The following is an 18,644-nucleotide window of genomic DNA, read 5'->3' as shown; positions in this document are numbered from 1 at the left end:
CATTGTTATTCGTTTTCTTGAATTCGTTCCTGCAGATCTTCTGCCACACTTTGCTGTTCTTCGATTAATTCATCAATTTCCTCGGGACCCATTGGGTCAAGATTTAATTCCGTATTTTCTATCGTCTCTTGAAATTCATCTGTCTCATACATATCGCCTATAGCATTGTTCATTTTATCCACAACAGCTTCATCAGTATCGGCTGGAAGAGCAAAAAAGTTAAAACCTGGGAAGGTAATATCATATCCTTCCTCTTCTAATGTCGGAACTTCTTCTACCCCCTCAAACCGTTCAAACGGCTCATCCATTGCTACCGCAATCGGTACAAGCGTACCTTCCTCTACGTACTGTTTTCCTGCTGCAGGCGGGCCTGCTGCTACGTCGATTTCCCCATTTACCACGTTTTGTACAGACTCGCCTCCTCCTCCATAAACTACGGCCTCTGCGTTAACATCCGCCATTGCAAACAGACCAGCTTGAATTAAGTCTGGATCACTTCCAGGCCCTTCAGTACCATAATTGATCGTGTTGTCCTGACCATATTCAATTAGATCCTCTACCGACTCAATACCTGTTTCTTCAGGATTTGTATACAAAATAAATTCTACGGTATCAATCCCTATCACTGGTTCTACGTCATCATAGCTGTATTGCACGTCCTGTTCTTGAGGGATAGTCACGAAAATACTTTTACTTCCTAACAGCATATTAGTGGAATTGGCTTCTTCCTGCATGTATTCAGTAGTAGCCGTAGTGCCTCCGCCTCCTGTTAAATTTTCCACTGCAGCAGAGGTATCTAATTCCTCTTCACTAAGCTCCGCTACTTGTCTGGCTACAATATCGTTTAATCCACCAGCAGCATAAGGTACAGTAATGGTTAAATCGTCATTAGGATAGTCTTCGGCTACGTCTTCGCTTCCCCCACTCTGTCCGCATGCACTCAATACAATTACACTCGTTGCGCCAAGACCTACAATTTTTCCAAATGTACTTTTTTTCATCTCTCTCATCCCCTTATTTATAATTCAATCCCAATCGTTCAAACTGTTCCTCTGGCACATTCAACTCCTTCATTTCTTGAATCATCTTTCGTTTTAATTCTTCTGCTACTAAAGGTTCCGCTTGGATCAAGTTGTTTCTTTGTGCATGATCGGTTTGAATTTGATATAATTCATCTTTGTCTACAAATACTTCTGTGGTTTTATCTTCTGCCGTTTTGAGCATGATCGGAGCCGCGTGGTTAGGCTGAGCGTTTTCATACTGAACAGGGAACCGGTCACCATCCCAATAATTTAACCGCTCTCTACTCTGCTCGGGGTAATTAAATTGACCAAAATCCCAGCTCTGATAATGCGACTTCGTATACCAATATAGCGGATAGTTACCATTGATAGGATGTTTCACCAATACGTACTCGCCGTCTGTTACATAGGCTGGACCTCCAAAAACTCCAAAAAGCATTATTTCCCGATCATGAACGCCCCCCCTTTCGTGATTAAAAATAGGCTGAAGATTATATCCTTGCATTTCTTTAGGTACCGGAAGTTGAAATTGATTTAAAATGGTTGGCGTAAGATCTGCTATTTGGGCGAGATTCGTCACTTTTTCCGCTTTATCATTGTTAGGTGTTTTAACTAACAATGGAACCCGAGCAATATCCTGATAAATAATTCTTGCATGCTTACCTAACCAATCGTGTTCTCCAAACAGAAATCCATGATCACTGGTGACTATTACCATTGTGTCTTTCATGTTATTAAGCGCTTTCAATTTATGATAAAACTTCCCAAAGTATTCATCTACATAGGATACTTGAGCTTTATATAAATCGTGCACGTGCTTTAATTCTTCCGTCGATAAATTATCAGGCGCTCCGTAACGCGGCCAAATCGCTTCTTCCCCATCATAATCCGGTGCATATTTTTCGAGAAATTCTGCCGGGGGATCGAAAGGTTCATGGGGATCAAAACAGTCAATCATCAGAAAATAATCGTCTTGAGACTGGTTTTCTTCCACCCATTTAATGCTTTTATCAAAAACCTGAGCGGCAAAAAAGTCTTCCTTTTTTTCAAAATAAGCCGTGTTCTTTGCGTATTTCTCCCAGTTTTTATTTAATTTTTCTTTTGCTGCCGGCTGTCTTACGGGAATGTCTGAACCCATTTTCCAATTATCCATCTCCTGGCCCCGAATCAATTCCATTCCATTAAAATTGGAATGATAATTACCCGAGCCGTTCTGCCATAAATGGTAATGGTCTGTCACCAGCATGGTTGGAATATTTGACTGGTTTAATAATGTAATCAAGTCGAACTGGTGATGTTCTAACGGTGACCATCCCCTCCAAAAGAAATTATTGTAGCCAGTCCAAAAATCCTGCCGGGCGGGCATGCAAGGATAAGAACCAAGATAAGCATTTTCAAACTGATAGCTTTCTGCGGCAAATTCATCTAAATACGGAGTAGATACCTCTGAGGCCCCGTAACAGCCTAAATGATCACGCCGTAGTGTATCCATTAAGACACAAATCACTTTCATAACAAGGTGTCCTCCCAACTAAAGTTAATTTTTATAGTATACTGTATCGTTTCTTGAGCTTTTAGCACAGGCATTGTTTCTTCTTCAATTAATGTTTTCCGCCCTTTGGTGGAAATATTTCCTGGTTCCAGGGCCATGACGTATTTTCCTTTGTGCGGGTATGTCCATTGTGTAAGGTTTGGCATGCTCATTCCATCCCATGTTATATCCGTATGAAGTTTTTTCTGGAGGGAATCTATATAATTCGACATATGTGTCCTGGAAGCTTGCAGATCCTTTATGCGATGCAATTGAACGAGAGGTGCATCATTATCCTGTGGCTCAGGAAACGTATTTAATCCCTGACCATCAAATTCTCCTTTGATATTTTCTATTTCTGCTTGCGGAAGCTCTATTTTTGTTGTTTCACTTAATAGCGGAAATCCGAAATTCAAATGATACATCATAGCATGGTAATGATCATGAAAAGAACAATTTGTTACACGATCTGTAATTTCGATCTCCGTTTTTAAGGAAGATGTCTTTAAGCTTCGCTGCAATTCAAATGTTTCACCTAACTGGATGCTTTCCACCATACGTCCCGTAATTATTTGAATGTATTCTTCTCCTTCCCACCACCCTTTTTTCTCCATCAACTCCGCTGGCGTGTGACTGATGTTTCCATGAAGGCCATAATGTATACCACCTACATCACTTGGACGTCCGGCCGACTGCAAGCCACAGGTCGTAAGCAACCCTCCTCCGAACGTTTTTTCCCACTCCCTTTCATATGGATTGAAGTGAGAAGGAGAAGCAAACCCAGAAGGAGAAATCCAGGATACGGGCACTCCATTCACTTCACATAAACCAACATCCATGCCGCGATCCATTTGCACCTCAAACGTCAATCCTGAACCATTACGTACATGGATAATTTCATTTCCTTTTTCCCAACCATCTATTTTCTGCACTCTATCCATTCCAGCGAATTGTGCGAGACTACCGATTCTATATACATCCGTTTTTCTCATGATTTCACACTTCCCTTGGCAAAAAGGTCTCTGCTTTCCATAGCTCTTTATGAGCGTCAACGGAGTAGAAATAGCTGCAGACCACTTCCGCAGCACTGCGTAGCTGCATATTTTCTTCTCCTTGCTCAAAGCTAATGAGAGAACGATTAAAAACGGGGGCTGTTTTTTCTTGAAAGACTTGCAGCACCTTTTGTTGAAATGAAGTTTGAAGGGCATTTAGTTTGCTTATCATAACAATTTTTTCTGGTTGAAAGACTCTGGCAATATTCGCCAGCCCAATGCCAATCCAATAGGCAGTGTAATTATTAACTAAATTACTTACCTCTACATCTCCAGCATTGTATTCGTTAATAATATCTTGCACGTTAGTTCCTATTTTATTTTCCATTTTTTTGTATTTATCTAGTAATGCTCGAGTCGAGGCCATCGCTTCCCAGCATCCGAAATTCCCACAAACACACTTGGGACCTGAGTCACTTACGGTAGTATGGGCAAAGTTCACGGCACCTTCAAATGCCCCGCGATAAAGCTGATTGTTAAGAGCGACCCCTGTGCCAATTCCATCACCCACTTGGACACCAACGAACGTTTGGTAATGATGATTTTCTTTTTTTAGTAACTCCAGAGTTTGAGCACGAGCATCGTTTTCAATGTACACAGGAATTTGTAATTTTTTTTCTAACATTGTCCCGATAGGTACCTCATTCCACTCCGGCAATGCCACAGAATATTCTAAAGTAGAAGTAACAGTATTCACTATTCCTTTTAACACAAGCCCACAGGCGATAATATTGTGTTCTTTTGATTGCGCTTTCAAAAATGCTGATAAGTAGTTAACCATATCGTTTATAATTATATTAACTTCAGAATGTGAAGCTAGAGGCGTTTGTTGCTGCTCCAGGATTTCTGTCTTTAGATTACAAATTGCCATTTTTAAAACTTTTCCATCATAATGAACCGAGAGTATACTTCCAGCCTCTTCATTTATATCTAAAAGAATAGGACGTTTTCCGCCAGTTTCTGAAGTTTCTCCATGCCCAATTTCTTTGAGCAGCCCCTCTTCCATGAGCTCATTGATTATCGATGAAACAGCTGGGCGACTCATACCAAGAGTGTTCGCAACTGCAGCACGTGACATGACCTTTTCGCGAATCATGGACAAAATAGTAATGCGATTTTGTTCTTTAAGGTTAGTTGCTTGTAATGATTGATATCTTTTATTCATTTTTATCACCTTTTTCTTTATGTTAGTTACCTTAACTAACAAACTAGAAAAAGTCAACATTATTCTGAAAATTCAATTGTGTTTTTTACATTAACCACAAATCTTTGTATAGAATTAGCACTTCACAAAATAATTCTTTTTCTCTAAATACTTTAAAGAAGTATTATCCCATACTAAACATAAACGGCCCTTATCGGAAGTTCATTCCCAAATAATCTTAGAAAGCCTTTGAGAATTTCTTCTCGTTGCCGATGCTCCTTTCGATAAACATAATAGCGGTTATTAACAGGCTTTCATCTCGAAAGCCTATTCTTTTGAAGATTTGAATTTTCCTCATGTTAAACATAGACCGTGGCCAAATCATCGAAAAGCTATTTTCCTTTCATCATTGGCACATGATTTGAAGATGCTTTATTTGTTTTATTTTTGTGAAGCTGGTCCTCCTTTTGGGGGATACCAGCATTTGCTTCAAAACTGCCCCCATGAGAATTTACATACCTATCTTTCAAGTTGTGCAGCACTCGTAGGGCGGTCTCCTGTCACTTTACATCCATGAAGTTACAATCGAGAAAAATACAAAGGTTAGATGAGTAGCCATATGCGCAATCATCGCAGCCTCAAGCCCCTTACGCCAATAAAGCCAACCGTAGATGATCCCGCCAACCCCATTTAAAAAGATCATTCGAGCAAAAATAATGGGAGTCATGTCTGCAGCTGCGGCCGTCGCTCCATAATGACCTAATCCAAAGAGCAGAGCAGAAAGGATAATACCAATCCATACAATAACTGAGGTTGGCTGAGTGTTGCTGCGTTGAAAGATTTTCCACGTGCTAAAGACTATTAAAGTCATTAAGCCCCAACGAAGCATAAGTTCTTCAGCAACCCCTCCATACAACAGCCGTGTAGTGAGGTCAAATACATCCAAAGTCGCCTCCGTACCCAATACGTGCAGGTCGTTTGGAAGAAAGGGCTGAAGTAAGGAATCTGCCGTTACAATGATGACCCCACTCACGATTCCTAAAAGAGCGGAAGTCTTAAAGACAGCTTTTAATCGCCTCATCAAAGGCGTGCCATATCGATCTTTGTCATAGATAAAAGAAGATAACCCTGTTCGCTCCGCTAAAAAATGACCAATGAGAAGGCCAGCGATCATAAATAGCAATGGGTTAATGAGAGACAGCATAGCGATGATTTCAATTGGCAGTTCTAAGGGAACACCGAGCTCCTCCATTTGCCCCGGAAGTAGTTCTATTTGCATAAGCAGCAAGGAAAAGACGGCCACCACACCAACCAACAGAAAAAATAGAAAAGACCGCCATGGTTTTTTAGATCGCTTCATGTTCTCACCTCATTAAAATTTACTTTCTTCCTGTCAAATGTAACATTGAGAACAGCCTGATGTTTGTAGTAGTTCATACGCTAACAGCTGTCTTTCAAAATAATGCTTGCTTTAAAGTGCACTTTAAGGTTTAAGATGAAGAAGAACTAGCCGCTTCCGTCTGAAAATAACCGATAAGGAGGGATCTGGCCCATGGCATTCACGATCAAAGAAGCTTCAGAACGGCTTGGCTGTCCGGCTTCTACGATTCGTTTTTACGAGAAGGAGGGATTGCTCCCTTACATTAAGCGAGATAAGAACGGGCATCGACTGTTCGAACAGGACCACTTAGATTGGATCCGGGTGATGACATGTTTCCGGGCGACAGGGATGAAGTTGTCGTTGCTGAAGGAGATGGTGGATCTTGCCCTCGATGGTGATTCTACAATCCCACAACGCCAAGCGACCTTGAATCAGTACAAGGAAGATTTATTTCGCCGCCAGAACGAATTGGCTGAAGCGCTTGACGCCGTCAACAACAAACTGGCGATATACGAAGACATCGCGAAAGGGAAAACCCCTTCCGAGAGCCAGTTGTTAATCAAGATGGAGGGTCAGAGCGACAACAAACATGGAATGGGAGATGAAACAAATGAAGCAAAGAATGTTAGGCAATAGCAATATCCGCGTCTCTTCGATCGGGCTGGGAGTTATGGGAATGTCTCCAGGCATTTATGGGGAGACGAACGACGAACAATCGATCCAAAAGATCCATCGCGCTTTGGACATCGGTGTCACGATGTTCGATACCGCGGACGTATACGGCAACGGACATAACGAAAAGCTGCTCGGCCGCGCTCTTCAAGGACGCCGCGAGCAAGCCATTATCGCTACCAAGTTCTCGTTCACCCCAAATTACGAGAGTATCAGCGGCCATCCGGATTACGTTAAGAACGCATTGGAAGATAGCCTTCGCCGTTTGAATACGGATTACATCGATCTATACTTCCAACACCGTGTCGATCCGCAAATCCCGATAGAGGAGACGGTCGGAGCGATGGCAGACTTAGTCAAGGCAGGCAAGGTTCGGGCGCTCGGTCTGTCCGAGGCTTCCGCTTCCACCATTCGCCGCGCTCATGCCGTACATCCGATCTCTGTGCTAGAGAGTGAGTATTCGCTCTGGAGCCGTGACATCGAAGGGGAGATACTCCCTGCCGTAAGAGAGCTTGGGATTACCCATGTAGCCTACAGTCCGCTGAGCAGGGGCTTTATCTCCGGCGAGCTTCGCACTTTCGAGGATCTGGCCGCCGACGATCTTCGCAGATGGATGCCGCGGTTCCAAGGAGACAACTTCCGGAAGAACATTGAAGTTGTCGACAAGATTAACGAGATCGCGATGGAGAAGAATTGTACACCATCCCAATTGGCCATTGCCTGGACGATGGCCAACGGGGCGCTGCCGATACCGGGTACGAAGCGCATCAAGTACCTAGAAGAAAATGCGGCCGCGGCTGATATCCTACTCACGAAGGACGACCTCGAACGTATCGATCAGGTCAGCCCCAAGAATGTGGTTCACGGCACGCGGTATATGAAAGAACAGATGTCACTGCTCGACGGCTAGACGATCATCAGAAAAAGCAATAGCTTCTCCCCAAAAAATCGAATGGTCGTTCATAAAGTGGAAGCTGGAAATGGTTCTCTGGCTTCTTTTTTCATGGTTTCAGCTTTCTTTCGCAGACTATTACCTTTACTCCCTTATTAGAGGAAATCCTTTTTCATGTTTTCCTGCAGAGAAGCGTTCAGAAGTATTTGGGTCCTTTTTAGCTGTTGGGATAAGTGCTATATTGTTTACTTTTTGTTACGCCTTTACGCTAATCTTATTCTCGCTTCTTCCCTTTGCCCTTACTAAATTCACACTTGATTTACATGAAGCGGTAGATAGAGATTACAACTTTCAAAATCCAATATTTTGTAAGATCTAACTCTAATGTGTAGTATAAAAATAGTGTTTTCTCACTAATACATGCATTAAAGGAGAGGCGATTTGAAATGAAGTCGGAAACAATGAAAACATTTGGATTTTATAAGCCGGGCTCTAAAGAAGGGGCGCCTGACTTTAAACAGATAGAGCAGGAGAAGCCGACACCAACAGGACACGATCTACTTATAGAAGTAAAAGCGATATCCGGTAACCCTACTGATATTCGGACACGTGATGGAAAACAGGAAGATGATGATTCATTTACAGTGGTTGGCCGTGATGTTGCAGGAGTTGTTATGGCGACAGGAGAACACAGTTCGCTATTTAAAGAAGGGGACGAGGTATTTTACGCCGGGGCGAATTTCATCTGGTGGATGAGCGACTCGTGGGAAAAAAACCAAAAAGTCTTGATTTCCCTCAGGCTGCTGCACTGCCTCTGACCGGCATTACTGCGTACGAAGCATTTTTTGACCGTCTGGGCATTTCAAAAGACGCTACAGAAAATGTCGGGAAAAACATTCTCATTATCGGAGCCGCAGGCGGGGTAGGCTCTATTGCTGTACAAATTGCCAAACTGGCTGGACTAACAGTCATCGGCACTGCCTCTCGTTCTGAAACTGTAGAGTGGGTTAAAAACCATGGTGCAGACCAAACCATCAATCATCATGAGCCGTTTGGCCCCCAGCTGGAGCAACTTGGCCTGAATGGTGTTGACTACATCTTCTGTTTAAATAATGTCGATGACCATATGGCCGAAATGGCAAACGTTATTTTGCCGCAGGGAAAAATTTGTTCTATTCTCCCGACTGAAAAACCGCTGGACACGGCGCTTTTCAGCAAAAGTGTCACCTTCGTTTTTGAATTGATGTTTACCCGTTCTCTTTTCCAGACTGCGGATATGGAGCAACAGCATATCCTGTTGAACGAGCTGGCCGATTGGGTGGACGCTGGAGAAATCCACTCCACAGTGTCCAAAACCCTTCACCCTATTTCAGTGGAAACGTTGAAAGAAGCTTACAATCAGATTCAAAAGGGAAGTACAATCGGTAAAGTCGTTCTGGAAGGACCGTTCAAATAAAAGTAAATATAGCACCGTTCTCTTTTCTTAAGGAGAACGGTGCTTTTAATATTTGTAGCATATAATAATATACACTGCCCCAAGACATAAAACCTTTATTAAAGGATCTATACACAATCGAATGGCAGCTCTTTTAAGAGGCAGCAGGAAAACAAGTTGATTCCCTTTTTTTACGCACAGAAAAGGTTTTCAACAAGAAATTTCTTTTCGACCATTCGTCTATATGATTGGAATCATGAACCAAAATTTTGTCCCTGATCGTATGCTTCCTCCAGGAGATGATCAACATGCTCCGCAGAAGGCTCGATCCCCTGCACTAATAGATGAAACCGGGACTCGCTAATGCCAACGTCATTCGCCAGGCCGACAATGATAATTATCGGTAGATTTTCATAAGAAAGCAAAGCCTAATCATACAGGCTTTGCTTTCTTATATGTTACCACTGTTAGAAATAACGATAAGGTAATGCATCCACAGCTATTATTTGTTATCATTTTCCAGTAACTACTCTATATTTAGCCAAAAATTCAGTTCAGTAAGGAAGCGTATGATAGATAAGCAGGAAAAACAGAATGAACGCCTATCGGGAGCATTGTTAGCCTTCATTCTTTTCATCTTCATCCCCGTATTTTTGTCGAACATTATTTTTACATTCAGCCCGGATTTGATGGGGAGCGGTTGGAAGCATTTTTTCGTTGTTCTTGTTATTGATCTTGTCCTTCTATGGAGTTATGCCTCTAGCTTGAAAGATGTTGAGTATCGTATAGAAAAAGTACTTTATGTGGTGTTGCTATCCTTAACAATTGCTGGGACGTTAAGTATTTCTATTGCCAAATTAATATCTTAAGTAATGATACAAAGGCTCGTTTACATGGATTATTAGTAGAAGATCATCCATTTTTAAAGTCATCTAAACGCCAAAAAAGTTAGGTACTAGGGCGAGGTAGAAAAAGTAACGGATGAAAAGAATCGGTGCAGAAACGCACGTTGCTATGCTCCAAAACATGAATCCCCCTTTTCCAATGTCAAACGCTCAAGAGGTAACGATGAATGCTCGAAGAATCATGTATATCATGTGTCTAACAGTCATTCTTGTTGGATTTTTATCCTATCCTCCGGTTTTTATGCCAGCACCTTTGAGCAAGCATCTTTTCTACAATTTCTTTCATCTGATGAGTTTATTACCCATCGTTGGTTTAATGGTTTTTGTTTTAGCCTATACGCTGCGAAGCTATTTCTTGATGTTTTTTTCTCTTTTATTATCCGTTTCGCCTTTTCTCCTATTAGCTGTTCTTTTGCTATTTGATTGATCAAATTAATGGACTGGTGGGAGATAAGATGTTCTATTTCTATGTTTTGTTCCTCATCATCATTGCTTTTATTGCCATAGGAATTATCTTTTTTATAAAAAATGCTTCCAAAATGAGTCGAAGATATTTCTTTCTAACACTTCTACTAGGAATGCTATCCGTCATTTGCTTTTCAGCTGGTTTTATCATCCCTGATCTCGGCTTTTCGGCTATATTTTTCGCCCAAGCTGGAGTCCTTTTTTATACCTTTTTTCTCTTAATGTCTATTCTTTACCCTACGAACAAATAATCTCTTTTAGTACCTAATATGATTTCCAATATCAATGGCATGGACGAAATCAAACCAGCTTCATTTCCGAAGTCAAAATATTAGAGGTACCCATGATTCTTCAAAAAATTGCTTATATCACCAATTGGATTATGATTTTAGTCGGGTTCCTATTACCTCTCCCTTTCATTTTACCCCGAAATATTATTCAGAGTAATAATATCTTCTCTCTATACCAGGATGGATTTGGTTTATTATTTGTTGTTATTCTCATTCTGATGTTCGGCTTATTCGCTTCATGTTTAGCACTGGTATTACAGATCAGGCATCTAATCATTCTTTCTCTTTTACTATTTATTTCCCCCTTTCTTTGGATCGCTTTTCTTTGGATTGCTTATACCGTATGGTTGTAACTAAAAAGATGCTTGGAGGAGTATATTCTTCCAAGCATCTTTTTATATTATTTGTAAGTAATCTTTTTTCTTCTTTAACATAATGACGGCTATCTGCCATTTTCCATCTAAAAAGCTTCCTGGCTTTATTGATACAACAGATACAAAGCGATTCCGATCAGTCCGATCGCGATCAGCCGGGACGTATCTATGGGAATCTCCGGAGTTCCAAAGGCTCCAAAATGATCAAGAAACAGCCCTAACAGGAGTTGGCCAGCAATACCGGCGGTTATGGCTGTCGAAGCGCCAATCCGTGGTACTGCCATAATGATACAAACAATATAAAAAGCGCCCAGTCCTCCCACCATCCATTTCCATAAGGGCAGCGACGGAAACGCTGGCGGGAGGCCCTGAACCAATGTGCTCGCCAACAAAAACACTGTACCAACAGCATAGGCGACCAATGCGGCTGGCAAACTTCCCATTTTGGCTCCGATTTCTCCATTGACACCCGCTTGAAAAGCCAGAGCAGCCCCTCCCGCAAAGCTTAAAATCAAAAAAAACCACGCCATCCCTGAGTCATCTCCTTTAATATGTTAATGTCTGTTCTTCATTCATCTACGCTTGCCGAAACGCGTACTACATTCTATACTAAAGAACAATACCAACCATGAAAAATGAATGCTTATGAGATCTGCCCATCATTTTTACTAATAGGAGAAGGTAGCATGGAACTACGTGATTTGAAGATTTTTCTCTCCGTGGCTCAAAGCCGCAGCCTTTCCCGGGCGGCTCAAACGCTTGGATACGTTCAGTCCAACGTCAGTGCCCGCATTGGCCGCTTAGAGGAAGAATTGCAGACAACATTGCTGTATCGGCATGCCAAAGGGGTTCACCTCACCTCAGACGGAGACAAGCTGTGTACCTATGCCCGCCAATTTGTGCAGTTGGAGCAGGACCTGCTGGAAGAGATGGCTGCACGGCCAACTATGGAAGGAAAATTACGTCTTGGGTCCATTGAATCAACTGCCTCCACACACATGCCTGCCGCTCTGCAGCAGCTTATGACCGAGCATCCCCGTCTCCAAGTCTCACTAACCATTAGTGAAACCAAGGATCTGGTCCAACAGGTGTTAGCATATGACCTCGATGGCGCTTTTGTAGTGGGAAGCATCGATCACCCAGACGTGTCCAGCGTGCCGGTGCTTCAGGAATCATTAGTACTGATCACGACGTTGGGGCTTTCGGTGCCCATGATCCAAAAACCCGGGCACGCCCCGACGCTGTTAGTATTAAAAGAAGGATGCATCTATCGACAAACGCTGCTCGAATGGATGCACAACCACCAGTTCTCTGCTCCGAAAATCATGGAGTGTGCCAGCTTAGACACCATTATCGAACTCACGAAAGCTGGCATCGGTGTCTCCCTTCTTTCCCAATCGTACCTTCAACGCCGGAATCGAACCCAGGACATCGCCACGCACACCCTCGAATCACCGTACCAGGCAGCAACGACCTGGTTTATCTACCGGAACGATAATCTGGAGCAACGTTCGCTCCGCGCCTTTCTTGACACCTTTGCCAGACAATCATAATCCAGTTTTTGCTGGCAGACAGATAACCGGGATGGGAAGACCTCCATTTATATCTACGCCTTTTTCTTTTAAAGGGTGTGTGAATAAAAAAATGCCTGAAGACATATATCCCTTCAGGCATTCATGATTTTCTTAGCTTTTCCATTATTGCGCTTATCTTTTTGTAGTCTAAATGCCGCCCAGTTACTGTTCAGTCACTTACTTAGCCAATAAACAAAACTGTTTCCTATATGATTAACACGAGATTCAGACGGGCTTTTATTATTGAAGCGGTTTAAACGGTGAATGAAAAACCTTTCAACATAAATACTCATTCCGGTAAAATATTCGCAGAAAAGATGATAACAAATAAACTCATGAAAATCCTTCGCCTTAAGTTCGAAGAGCCTTTACTGGTAATTCACCACGGCCGGGGCAGGATCCAGCTGGATGACCTCTTCAGGACTCATGACCGGTTCATCTTTATCATAAAACACTTTAAAACCACCGTATTGCACAGGTTCATTCCGCACCAGGTCTCTGTATTTAGCCATTTTCACAGCAGACCCTCCCCATCCATCAAAGTTTAAAGCCACTTCTACATGATCAGTCGGCTGAATGGCTTCCTTGTTCGCCAGCGCTGCATCGGTAAACTGGTGAACGAGAACCATTTTATCCGGAAGGTTGTTCTTCTCCACTATTTTCGTAAGGTAGTCCACGGCTTTTTGAATCTCCGCTCCGTCGACCTGGCCAAGGTCCACCCCCGGCGTTTCTCCTTCATCCACATGGAATTCAGTATCAATGGCAAGTTGAACATAAGGAAGCTTCAACCACTTTTCCAGGGATTTCACCTGGTTTAACACCGAGTCCTTACCCAACTGGACATCGAGCATCAATAAAGCATCATTCTCTTTGGCAAGCTTGGCATACTTGTCTATCTGCTCCGGTGAAGTCATGCGAACGTAGTTTCCGTCCGAACCGGGGTCCCGATCGGCAGCGGTCGCTATGAGTTCAATAGTGGGAACAGCTGGGCGAGATGGGTCAGCGTTGGAATAAGCCTGGGCCTGTTCCTTTAATTTTTCCATTAAAGCTTCAGGCTCCATTTCCCCGAGTATTCCCATATTGGTGGAATCGGGATGACCATAATACGTAACTAGCCGATGTTCCTTCAACGGTCCATCCGTTTGATCCTGGACGCCTTTGATTAGTGTTTCTCCAAACGGAACCAGCCTTGTACTTTCTCCTGTTCCTGCTTCAGATTCAGGCATCGCTTCCAATTCTTCCCGCTCCAGTTGATCCTTTAACGGGAGGCTGTCACTCTCTGGTTCTACGGGCTTATATACCTGCCCAGGCTTTATTTCTTCTGCTTTTTCCTGTGGCCCCTCAGCTTCTGTCTCCTCTGTTTCACCGCTCTCTTCATTGGCAGTTGAACGAGAAGACTCATCCGTAGAGGAGGAATGTGAAATCATCTCCGGCTCTCGCTGTATAAAAATGAGAGCCGCTACGACAAGTATTACCGTCAGCCCGATCATTAGAAGCTCTTTTCCTATCAGCAGTTTTCGTTTCATATATTCATCCTTCTTCCAGTTATCTACTGTAACTTATTGCCAGCGTTTCATGATTATCGTACTACTTCAACCTCCCTTTTACAATTAATAGTAAAAAAATGTTTGGCATCAGAAGCGTGGGCGGTTCCGTCTCCGAAACGCAAGCAGCACCTGGGCAACTCCTGCCAGGATCGGCAGCTCGATCAACGGACCAATCACCAGAGCGAGGGCTACCAGCGGCTGATCAGGAAAAGCGGTGACTGCAATCGCCAGGGCCACCGGAGAATTTCGTGCCACTGTGGTTAATGTCAGGCTGACCGTTTCTTCGTAAGAAAACCGCAGGGCCCGGCCGGTCATTTGGGCGACCGTCACATTGATACCAAAAAACAGGAGAATCGGCAGCACGAGAATGGTAATAACGCTCAAGTTATTTAAGAGCGCCGACCCCTGAGAGGCAAACATCGCGGCTACCGCCAGGGTCAGAAAGAAAATCTGGGCCCGTGAAAAGAATGGAAGCAGCCTGTGTGCCAGAAATTCGGGCTGCCGGCGCCAAAGATACTTGGTTCCCTGAGCCAGCAGAAACGGAAGCAGCAGCACGAGCAGGACACTTTCGATGATCGTCGGCAGCGCCACCGTTTCGATCGTTCCGGCAAACAAAAAGAGGTATAAGGGCAGTAGCAGGAACTGCAGGACAAGGTTCAGGGGAAGAATCGACGTCGATAATGCGAGATTGCCTTTAGCTATGGATGTAAAGACAAGATACCAATCAGTACAGGGCGTCACCATCAACATAATAAATCCGAGCCATAAAGCCGGATGATCAGTCAGAAACAAGGCGCCAAGACCCCAGGCAAGCAGCGGGGTCCAGATAAAATTGATCCCCAGGCTCACACCGAGAAAGACCCGATGCGTAAAGGCCCGATGCAGATCCTTTAACGGAATAGATAAAAACAAGCCATACAGCATCAGCAGCAAAAAAGGAACAATCAGTACCTCCGCGTGGGCACCGATCACTCTCACCTGGCCCAGAGCCAGGCCTATGCCTACCGCCATGATAATTAGGATCGTTTGATATTTTTCGATAATATTCATGGCTTCCTCCTTTCCATGGGCCCCGGTAAGCCTGATAAGTTTCGTCAATCTATCATACCAAACAGGCACCTCCCAGTCGTTGTCAGAATCCTGAATGTTCTTCTCATAAAAATTTTTCTTCGAAATATCAATTCAAATAACCGTATTTAGAAGAGATGGTAAATATTTTAATCGGTAACCTGTGCTCTAAAAAAAGCCCCGCATCCCTTGTTAAAGAGATACGAGGTTGCTTCCTGCTTCCGCTTTTTTTGTTGTTTAATTAGAACATAGAATCCGTAAAATAAATTGGGAGACGCGCATTTTTTCTGCTATTTAAAATCAGCTGCATACTCTTCGTATTCAGTGCCTTCCAGTTCATCGGCCGGAATAAAATCCATGGCTGCGGAATTCATGCAGTATCTAAGGCCTGTCGGCTCAGGTCCATCCTGAAACACATGCCCTAAATGGGAGTCTGCATGCTTGCTGCGCACTTCCACACTTGTGCCTAAAATGCCGCCGTCTTCTTCATACGTAATGTTACCCAGTTCCAGAGGCTTCGTGAAGCTCGGCCAGCCTGTACCGGAGTCATACTGATCGCGCGTGCTGAACAGCGGCTCCCCGGAGACGATATCAACGTATATTCCCTCTTCCTCGTTATCATGGTAGGCATTATCGTAAGCAGGCTCTGTTCCGTCTTCCTGCGTCACCTCATACTGCATGCTGTTCAGTTCAGAGACGGCCGCTTCTTTATCCTCCACGGCAAACGGGGAATCTGTGCTTACTTCGTACTCTTTATCCTCTCCCCATACCTCATCTAAATAGGCATCACGTCCGGAGTTGCTGCGGTAATATTCGTACCTTCCCGGGTTTTTCTTATAATAATCCTGATGGTAGGCCTCTGCTTCGTAAAACGTATCGTATTCTTCAATGGACGTCACGATCTCTCCATCAAACCGTCCGGAGTTCTCCATCTCTATTAATGACGCTTCCGCTGCCTGCCTCTGGGCCTCGTCATGATAAAATACAGCCGACAAATACGGCTCTCCTTTATCCACGAACTGTCCTTCATCATCCGTCGGATCAATTTGGCGCCAGAAAATCTGCAGAAGGTCTTCGTAGCTGATTTTTTCAGGATCATACGTAATTTGAACCGCTTCCTGATGACCCGTTTCTTTGTTCGACACTTCATCATACGTAGGATTTTCTTCCTCGCCGCCCGTATAGCCGGAAATCACGCTGACGACGCCGGGCTGGGATTCAAACGGCGGCTCCATGCACCAGAAGCATCCCCCGGCAAATGTAGCCTGCTCCATTCCTTCTAAATCCCCCTGCAGCTCCGTTTGTTCCGTTGCGACCACTTCTTCATATTCCGAGGCCGTAAACGCCTGATACAAATACCAGCCGCCGGCCAGAAGAAGAACTGCCGTTATACTAAAAAACCACCGTTTTTTATTCATATAGCTCCCCTTTAGTTTCTTTCCTTTCATTATAAGGAAAAGAGAGCAGATTTAACATCATTACAACTTATCCGTATTCAGCAATACTTTAGAGCCTCTGGGTATAAACAAAATTTTAAAGACCCGGACTTTTGTAAAAGACCGCGCCCTTAAATAAATGGTAAAATTAGGTATTAACAGCAAGGACACCATTAACACAATTATAAGGGGGCGACAGATCATGACATTTATAGCGCAGTATGGAATCTTTTTTGCGATATTAATTGTTATCGGCGCCATCATATTTTTCAGCTATCTATTGTCGAAGACAGAGAGATTTGTGCATATTTTGACTGTTTTATTGGTATTTGGAGGAATAGGAATTATTATTTATAGTTTTCTGGGTCCGGATGATCCTTTTACAGGCGTTGCTTATGCTGTTTTAACATTTTTTATCTGGTTAGGTACGGGGCTGGGATGGATAGGAATCGCTATTTATGAAATGATAAAGGAATGAAAGAAGGGAGATTTTATTAATTAACGGCCATCCTTTAACTCTTATTTTCATTCGTTTTTTTGCCCCAGTAATAGAGAAATATTGCGGAAGCTATACTGCCCAGGACGAAAAAAATAGCCATATATGCTTCTCCTTTTTATCAACAAAATTGTCATTCAAGTCATAAGGATTTCCTTCTTAATTTACCAGCGAGAGTAATACCACTCCCACAATCATACCAAAAAGAAAATATACCAAAAATCGCACATACTTATTTTTCATGTTTAACTGCCTCCTCAATAGTGTAAATGTTCTTTTTCCTTTTGCCCGGTAAAATGACATTCTAACAGAAAGTTATGATCTTTCATTTCCTTTATCACTACCTGCTCACTATTGCTCAGAGTCCGACACAGTAAATGTCCTGGCAATTTTTTCAATCTCTTCCTGCGACGGGGCACCCTCTTCTTCCGGCACTTCCGCTTCGAATCCATATCTATTATCATTTTCAAATACCCGCATGGAAAAAGTAAAGCTGTTATCCTCTTCGGATACCTGATAATATCCCGTGCCTCCCTCTTCCAGCTCCATTTCTTCGTACGAGCTACTTTCTGTCACTTCCGCCTTATCACTATCCTCATGACTTCCGTACACAAGAACGTTATGGCTGTCGTCAAAAACTTGTAAAATCCTTCCGTCTCCGTTGTCCGCTTCCGGCTGCGGATCCCAGTCAGCCGGGTAATCGATCCGGTAGCCAAAGCGGGCATTTACATAACGCTCAGTATCCTCATCTGCGGACTGTTCCTGATTACTGCCTGTAGTTTGCTCCTCTCCGTAGACGGAGGTATACTCTCCATTTTGATACACTTTAAACCTATCCACGGTCCCGGTTCCTCCGGCTTCTGAAAGTTCTTGGGATGTTAGCTGGACTGTATAGTAGGAGCCACGCTCGTCCTCCTGTAAATCTCCGCCGATATCATCAAACCTTATGTCTTCGCCAAAATCTTCATTCTGCTTAATTGTTTCAATGGCTTCTTTCCCTGAAGCTACCGCCACGTCCTGTTTTTCGTCCGATGATGAACTTTCGCGTTCATTTTCATTCTCAATGCTTTGATCTTTGGCAAGAAACTCCCACGTATTCGCACCAAATATACTCTCCACAGCCATTAAATATCCATGTGTATTCAAGGCAGCCCGCATGATCGCTACGCTCTTTCCTGGGTCCTCATTTGTCATCGCCAATTCCGCAGCCACTGTCGTATGTACTTTCATCTCCAGTTCTTCCGATTCATTATTGTCATTGGATGCCAGGGAGCCGGCTGGCGTCATGATAATACCAGCAGCGGTAATGGCGTAAATCGTCCATTTCGCAATACACTTCATCAGTTTTTCCCCCTTTATT

Annotated in this window: 15 protein-coding genes and 1 pseudogene; 6 read left to right on the top strand and 10 right to left on the bottom strand. The window is 43.4% G+C overall.

What is annotated here, in order from left to right:
• Positions 1-5: 5 nt before the first annotated feature.
• From ACTRXG_RS12250 to ACTRXG_RS12230, 5 genes are all read right to left on the bottom strand, one after another.
• The gene (locus ACTRXG_RS12250; protein ID WP_474285200.1) at positions 6-1,001 is read right to left on the bottom strand and encodes a Bug family tripartite tricarboxylate transporter substrate binding protein; all 996 of its coding nucleotides are present in this window, start codon (positions 999-1,001) and stop codon (positions 6-8) included.
• Positions 1,002-1,014: 13 nt separating this feature from the next.
• Positions 1,015-2,535: a sulfatase gene (locus tag ACTRXG_RS12245; RefSeq protein WP_474285199.1), complete on the bottom strand. Its 1,521-nt coding sequence runs from the start codon at positions 2,533-2,535 to the stop codon at positions 1,015-1,017.
• Positions 2,532-3,545, bottom strand: a complete 1,014-nt coding sequence (locus ACTRXG_RS12240; protein WP_474285197.1) for a DUF4432 family protein — start codon at positions 3,543-3,545, stop codon at positions 2,532-2,534. Before ACTRXG_RS12240 ends, ACTRXG_RS12245 begins: the two co-directional genes overlap by 4 nt.
• Before the next feature lie 4 nt (positions 3,546-3,549).
• Positions 3,550-4,770 (bottom strand): ROK family transcriptional regulator, encoded by a 1,221-nt coding sequence (locus tag ACTRXG_RS12235; RefSeq protein WP_474285195.1) that lies wholly within the window; start codon positions 4,768-4,770, stop codon positions 3,550-3,552.
• 544 nt (positions 4,771-5,314) lie between these two features.
• Positions 5,315-6,109, bottom strand: coding sequence for a CPBP family intramembrane glutamic endopeptidase (locus ACTRXG_RS12230; RefSeq protein ID WP_474285193.1), 795 nt, complete (start codon positions 6,107-6,109; stop codon positions 5,315-5,317).
• A 192-nt stretch (positions 6,110-6,301) separates the two neighbouring features.
• On the opposite strand from ACTRXG_RS12230, the gene ACTRXG_RS12225 reads away from it, so the two are divergent.
• The 4 genes and pseudogenes from ACTRXG_RS12225 to ACTRXG_RS12210 all read left to right on the top strand — a co-directional run bounded on the left by ACTRXG_RS12225 (position 6,302) and on the right by ACTRXG_RS12210 (position 9,998).
• Positions 6,302-6,766 carry a MerR family transcriptional regulator gene (locus ACTRXG_RS12225; protein WP_474285192.1) on the top strand — a complete coding sequence of 155 codons (465 nt, stop codon included), beginning with the start codon at positions 6,302-6,304 and terminating at the stop codon, positions 6,764-6,766.
• On the top strand, positions 6,741-7,712 hold the full coding sequence (locus ACTRXG_RS12220) for an aldo/keto reductase (protein ID WP_474285190.1): 972 nt from the start codon (positions 6,741-6,743) through the stop codon (positions 7,710-7,712). The genes ACTRXG_RS12225 and ACTRXG_RS12220 overlap by 26 nt, the downstream gene beginning before the upstream one ends.
• Before the next feature lie 443 nt (positions 7,713-8,155).
• Positions 8,156-9,150, top strand: a pseudogene (locus ACTRXG_RS12215) (zinc-binding alcohol dehydrogenase family protein).
• A gap of 548 nt (positions 9,151-9,698) precedes the next feature.
• Positions 9,699-9,998 carry a hypothetical protein gene (locus ACTRXG_RS12210; RefSeq protein WP_474285188.1) on the top strand — a complete coding sequence of 100 codons (300 nt, stop codon included), beginning with the start codon at positions 9,699-9,701 and terminating at the stop codon, positions 9,996-9,998.
• A 1,269-nt stretch (positions 9,999-11,267) separates the two neighbouring features.
• On the opposite strand, the gene ACTRXG_RS12205 is transcribed toward ACTRXG_RS12210, so the two are convergent.
• On the bottom strand, positions 11,268-11,693 hold the full coding sequence (locus tag ACTRXG_RS12205; protein WP_474285186.1) for a DMT family transporter: 426 nt from the start codon (positions 11,691-11,693) through the stop codon (positions 11,268-11,270).
• A gap of 105 nt (positions 11,694-11,798) precedes the next feature.
• Between ACTRXG_RS12205 and ACTRXG_RS12200 the strand changes: the two genes are divergently transcribed.
• Positions 11,799-12,716, top strand: coding sequence for a LysR family transcriptional regulator (locus ACTRXG_RS12200; protein WP_474285184.1), 918 nt, complete (start codon positions 11,799-11,801; stop codon positions 12,714-12,716).
• A 389-nt stretch (positions 12,717-13,105) separates the two neighbouring features.
• On the opposite strand, the gene ACTRXG_RS12195 is transcribed toward ACTRXG_RS12200, so the two are convergent.
• The 3 genes from ACTRXG_RS12195 to msrA form a co-directional block, all read right to left on the bottom strand.
• The gene (locus ACTRXG_RS12195) at positions 13,106-14,263 is read right to left on the bottom strand and encodes a hypothetical protein (RefSeq protein ID WP_474285183.1); all 1,158 of its coding nucleotides are present in this window, start codon (positions 14,261-14,263) and stop codon (positions 13,106-13,108) included.
• A gap of 108 nt (positions 14,264-14,371) precedes the next feature.
• Positions 14,372-15,334 (bottom strand): arsenic resistance protein, encoded by a 963-nt coding sequence (locus ACTRXG_RS12190; protein WP_474285181.1) that lies wholly within the window; start codon positions 15,332-15,334, stop codon positions 14,372-14,374.
• A gap of 308 nt (positions 15,335-15,642) precedes the next feature.
• Entirely contained in the window at positions 15,643-16,770 is a 1,128-nt protein-coding gene (gene msrA / locus ACTRXG_RS12185) for a peptide-methionine (S)-S-oxide reductase MsrA (protein ID WP_474285179.1), read from the bottom strand.
• A 220-nt stretch (positions 16,771-16,990) separates the two neighbouring features.
• Here msrA and ACTRXG_RS12180 point away from each other — a divergent pair, with 220 nt between their 5' ends.
• Complete coding sequence (locus tag ACTRXG_RS12180) at positions 16,991-17,266, top strand: hypothetical protein (protein ID WP_474285177.1); 276 nt, start codon at positions 16,991-16,993, stop codon at positions 17,264-17,266.
• Positions 17,267-17,635: 369 nt separating this feature from the next.
• Here ACTRXG_RS12180 and ACTRXG_RS12175 read toward each other — a convergent pair whose 3' ends face one another.
• Complete coding sequence (locus tag ACTRXG_RS12175; protein ID WP_474285175.1) at positions 17,636-18,625, bottom strand: hypothetical protein; 990 nt, start codon at positions 18,623-18,625, stop codon at positions 17,636-17,638.
• Between the last annotated feature and the right edge of the window lie 19 nt (positions 18,626-18,644).

The sequence above is a fragment of the Marinococcus sp. LNSP9103-4 genome, from assembly GCF_056034345.1.
This window is presented reverse-complemented; position numbering and strand designations above follow the sequence as displayed.

What these genes read in the sequence shown, in the direction of transcription:
- ACTRXG_RS12175 (WP_474285175.1), bottom strand. Translation starts at nt 18,625, where the DNA reads ATGAAGTGTATTGCGAAATGGACGATTTACGCCATTACCGCTGCTGGT.
- ACTRXG_RS12195 (WP_474285183.1), bottom strand. Translation starts at nt 14,263, where the DNA reads ATGAAACGAAAACTGCTGATAGGAAAAGAGCTTCTAATGATCGGGCTG.
- ACTRXG_RS12210 (WP_474285188.1), top strand. Translation starts at nt 9,699, where the DNA reads ATGATAGATAAGCAGGAAAAACAGAATGAACGCCTATCGGGAGCATTG.
- ACTRXG_RS12235 (WP_474285195.1), bottom strand. Translation starts at nt 4,770, where the DNA reads ATGAATAAAAGATATCAATCATTACAAGCAACTAACCTTAAAGAACAA.
- ACTRXG_RS12230 (WP_474285193.1), bottom strand. Translation starts at nt 6,109, where the DNA reads ATGAAGCGATCTAAAAAACCATGGCGGTCTTTTCTATTTTTTCTGTTG.
- ACTRXG_RS12180 (WP_474285177.1), top strand. Translation starts at nt 16,991, where the DNA reads ATGACATTTATAGCGCAGTATGGAATCTTTTTTGCGATATTAATTGTT.
- ACTRXG_RS12200 (WP_474285184.1), top strand. Translation starts at nt 11,799, where the DNA reads ATGAATGCTTATGAGATCTGCCCATCATTTTTACTAATAGGAGAAGGT.
- ACTRXG_RS12250 (WP_474285200.1), bottom strand. Translation starts at nt 1,001, where the DNA reads ATGAAAAAAAGTACATTTGGAAAAATTGTAGGTCTTGGCGCAACGAGT.
- msrA (WP_474285179.1), bottom strand. Translation starts at nt 16,770, where the DNA reads ATGAATAAAAAACGGTGGTTTTTTAGTATAACGGCAGTTCTTCTTCTG.
- ACTRXG_RS12240 (WP_474285197.1), bottom strand. Translation starts at nt 3,545, where the DNA reads ATGAGAAAAACGGATGTATATAGAATCGGTAGTCTCGCACAATTCGCT.
- ACTRXG_RS12245 (WP_474285199.1), bottom strand. Translation starts at nt 2,535, where the DNA reads ATGAAAGTGATTTGTGTCTTAATGGATACACTACGGCGTGATCATTTA.
- ACTRXG_RS12225 (WP_474285192.1), top strand. Translation starts at nt 6,302, where the DNA reads ATGGCATTCACGATCAAAGAAGCTTCAGAACGGCTTGGCTGTCCGGCT.
- ACTRXG_RS12220 (WP_474285190.1), top strand. Translation starts at nt 6,741, where the DNA reads ATGAAGCAAAGAATGTTAGGCAATAGCAATATCCGCGTCTCTTCGATC.
- ACTRXG_RS12190 (WP_474285181.1), bottom strand. Translation starts at nt 15,334, where the DNA reads ATGAATATTATCGAAAAATATCAAACGATCCTAATTATCATGGCGGTA.
- ACTRXG_RS12205 (WP_474285186.1), bottom strand. Translation starts at nt 11,693, where the DNA reads ATGGCGTGGTTTTTTTTGATTTTAAGCTTTGCGGGAGGGGCTGCTCTG.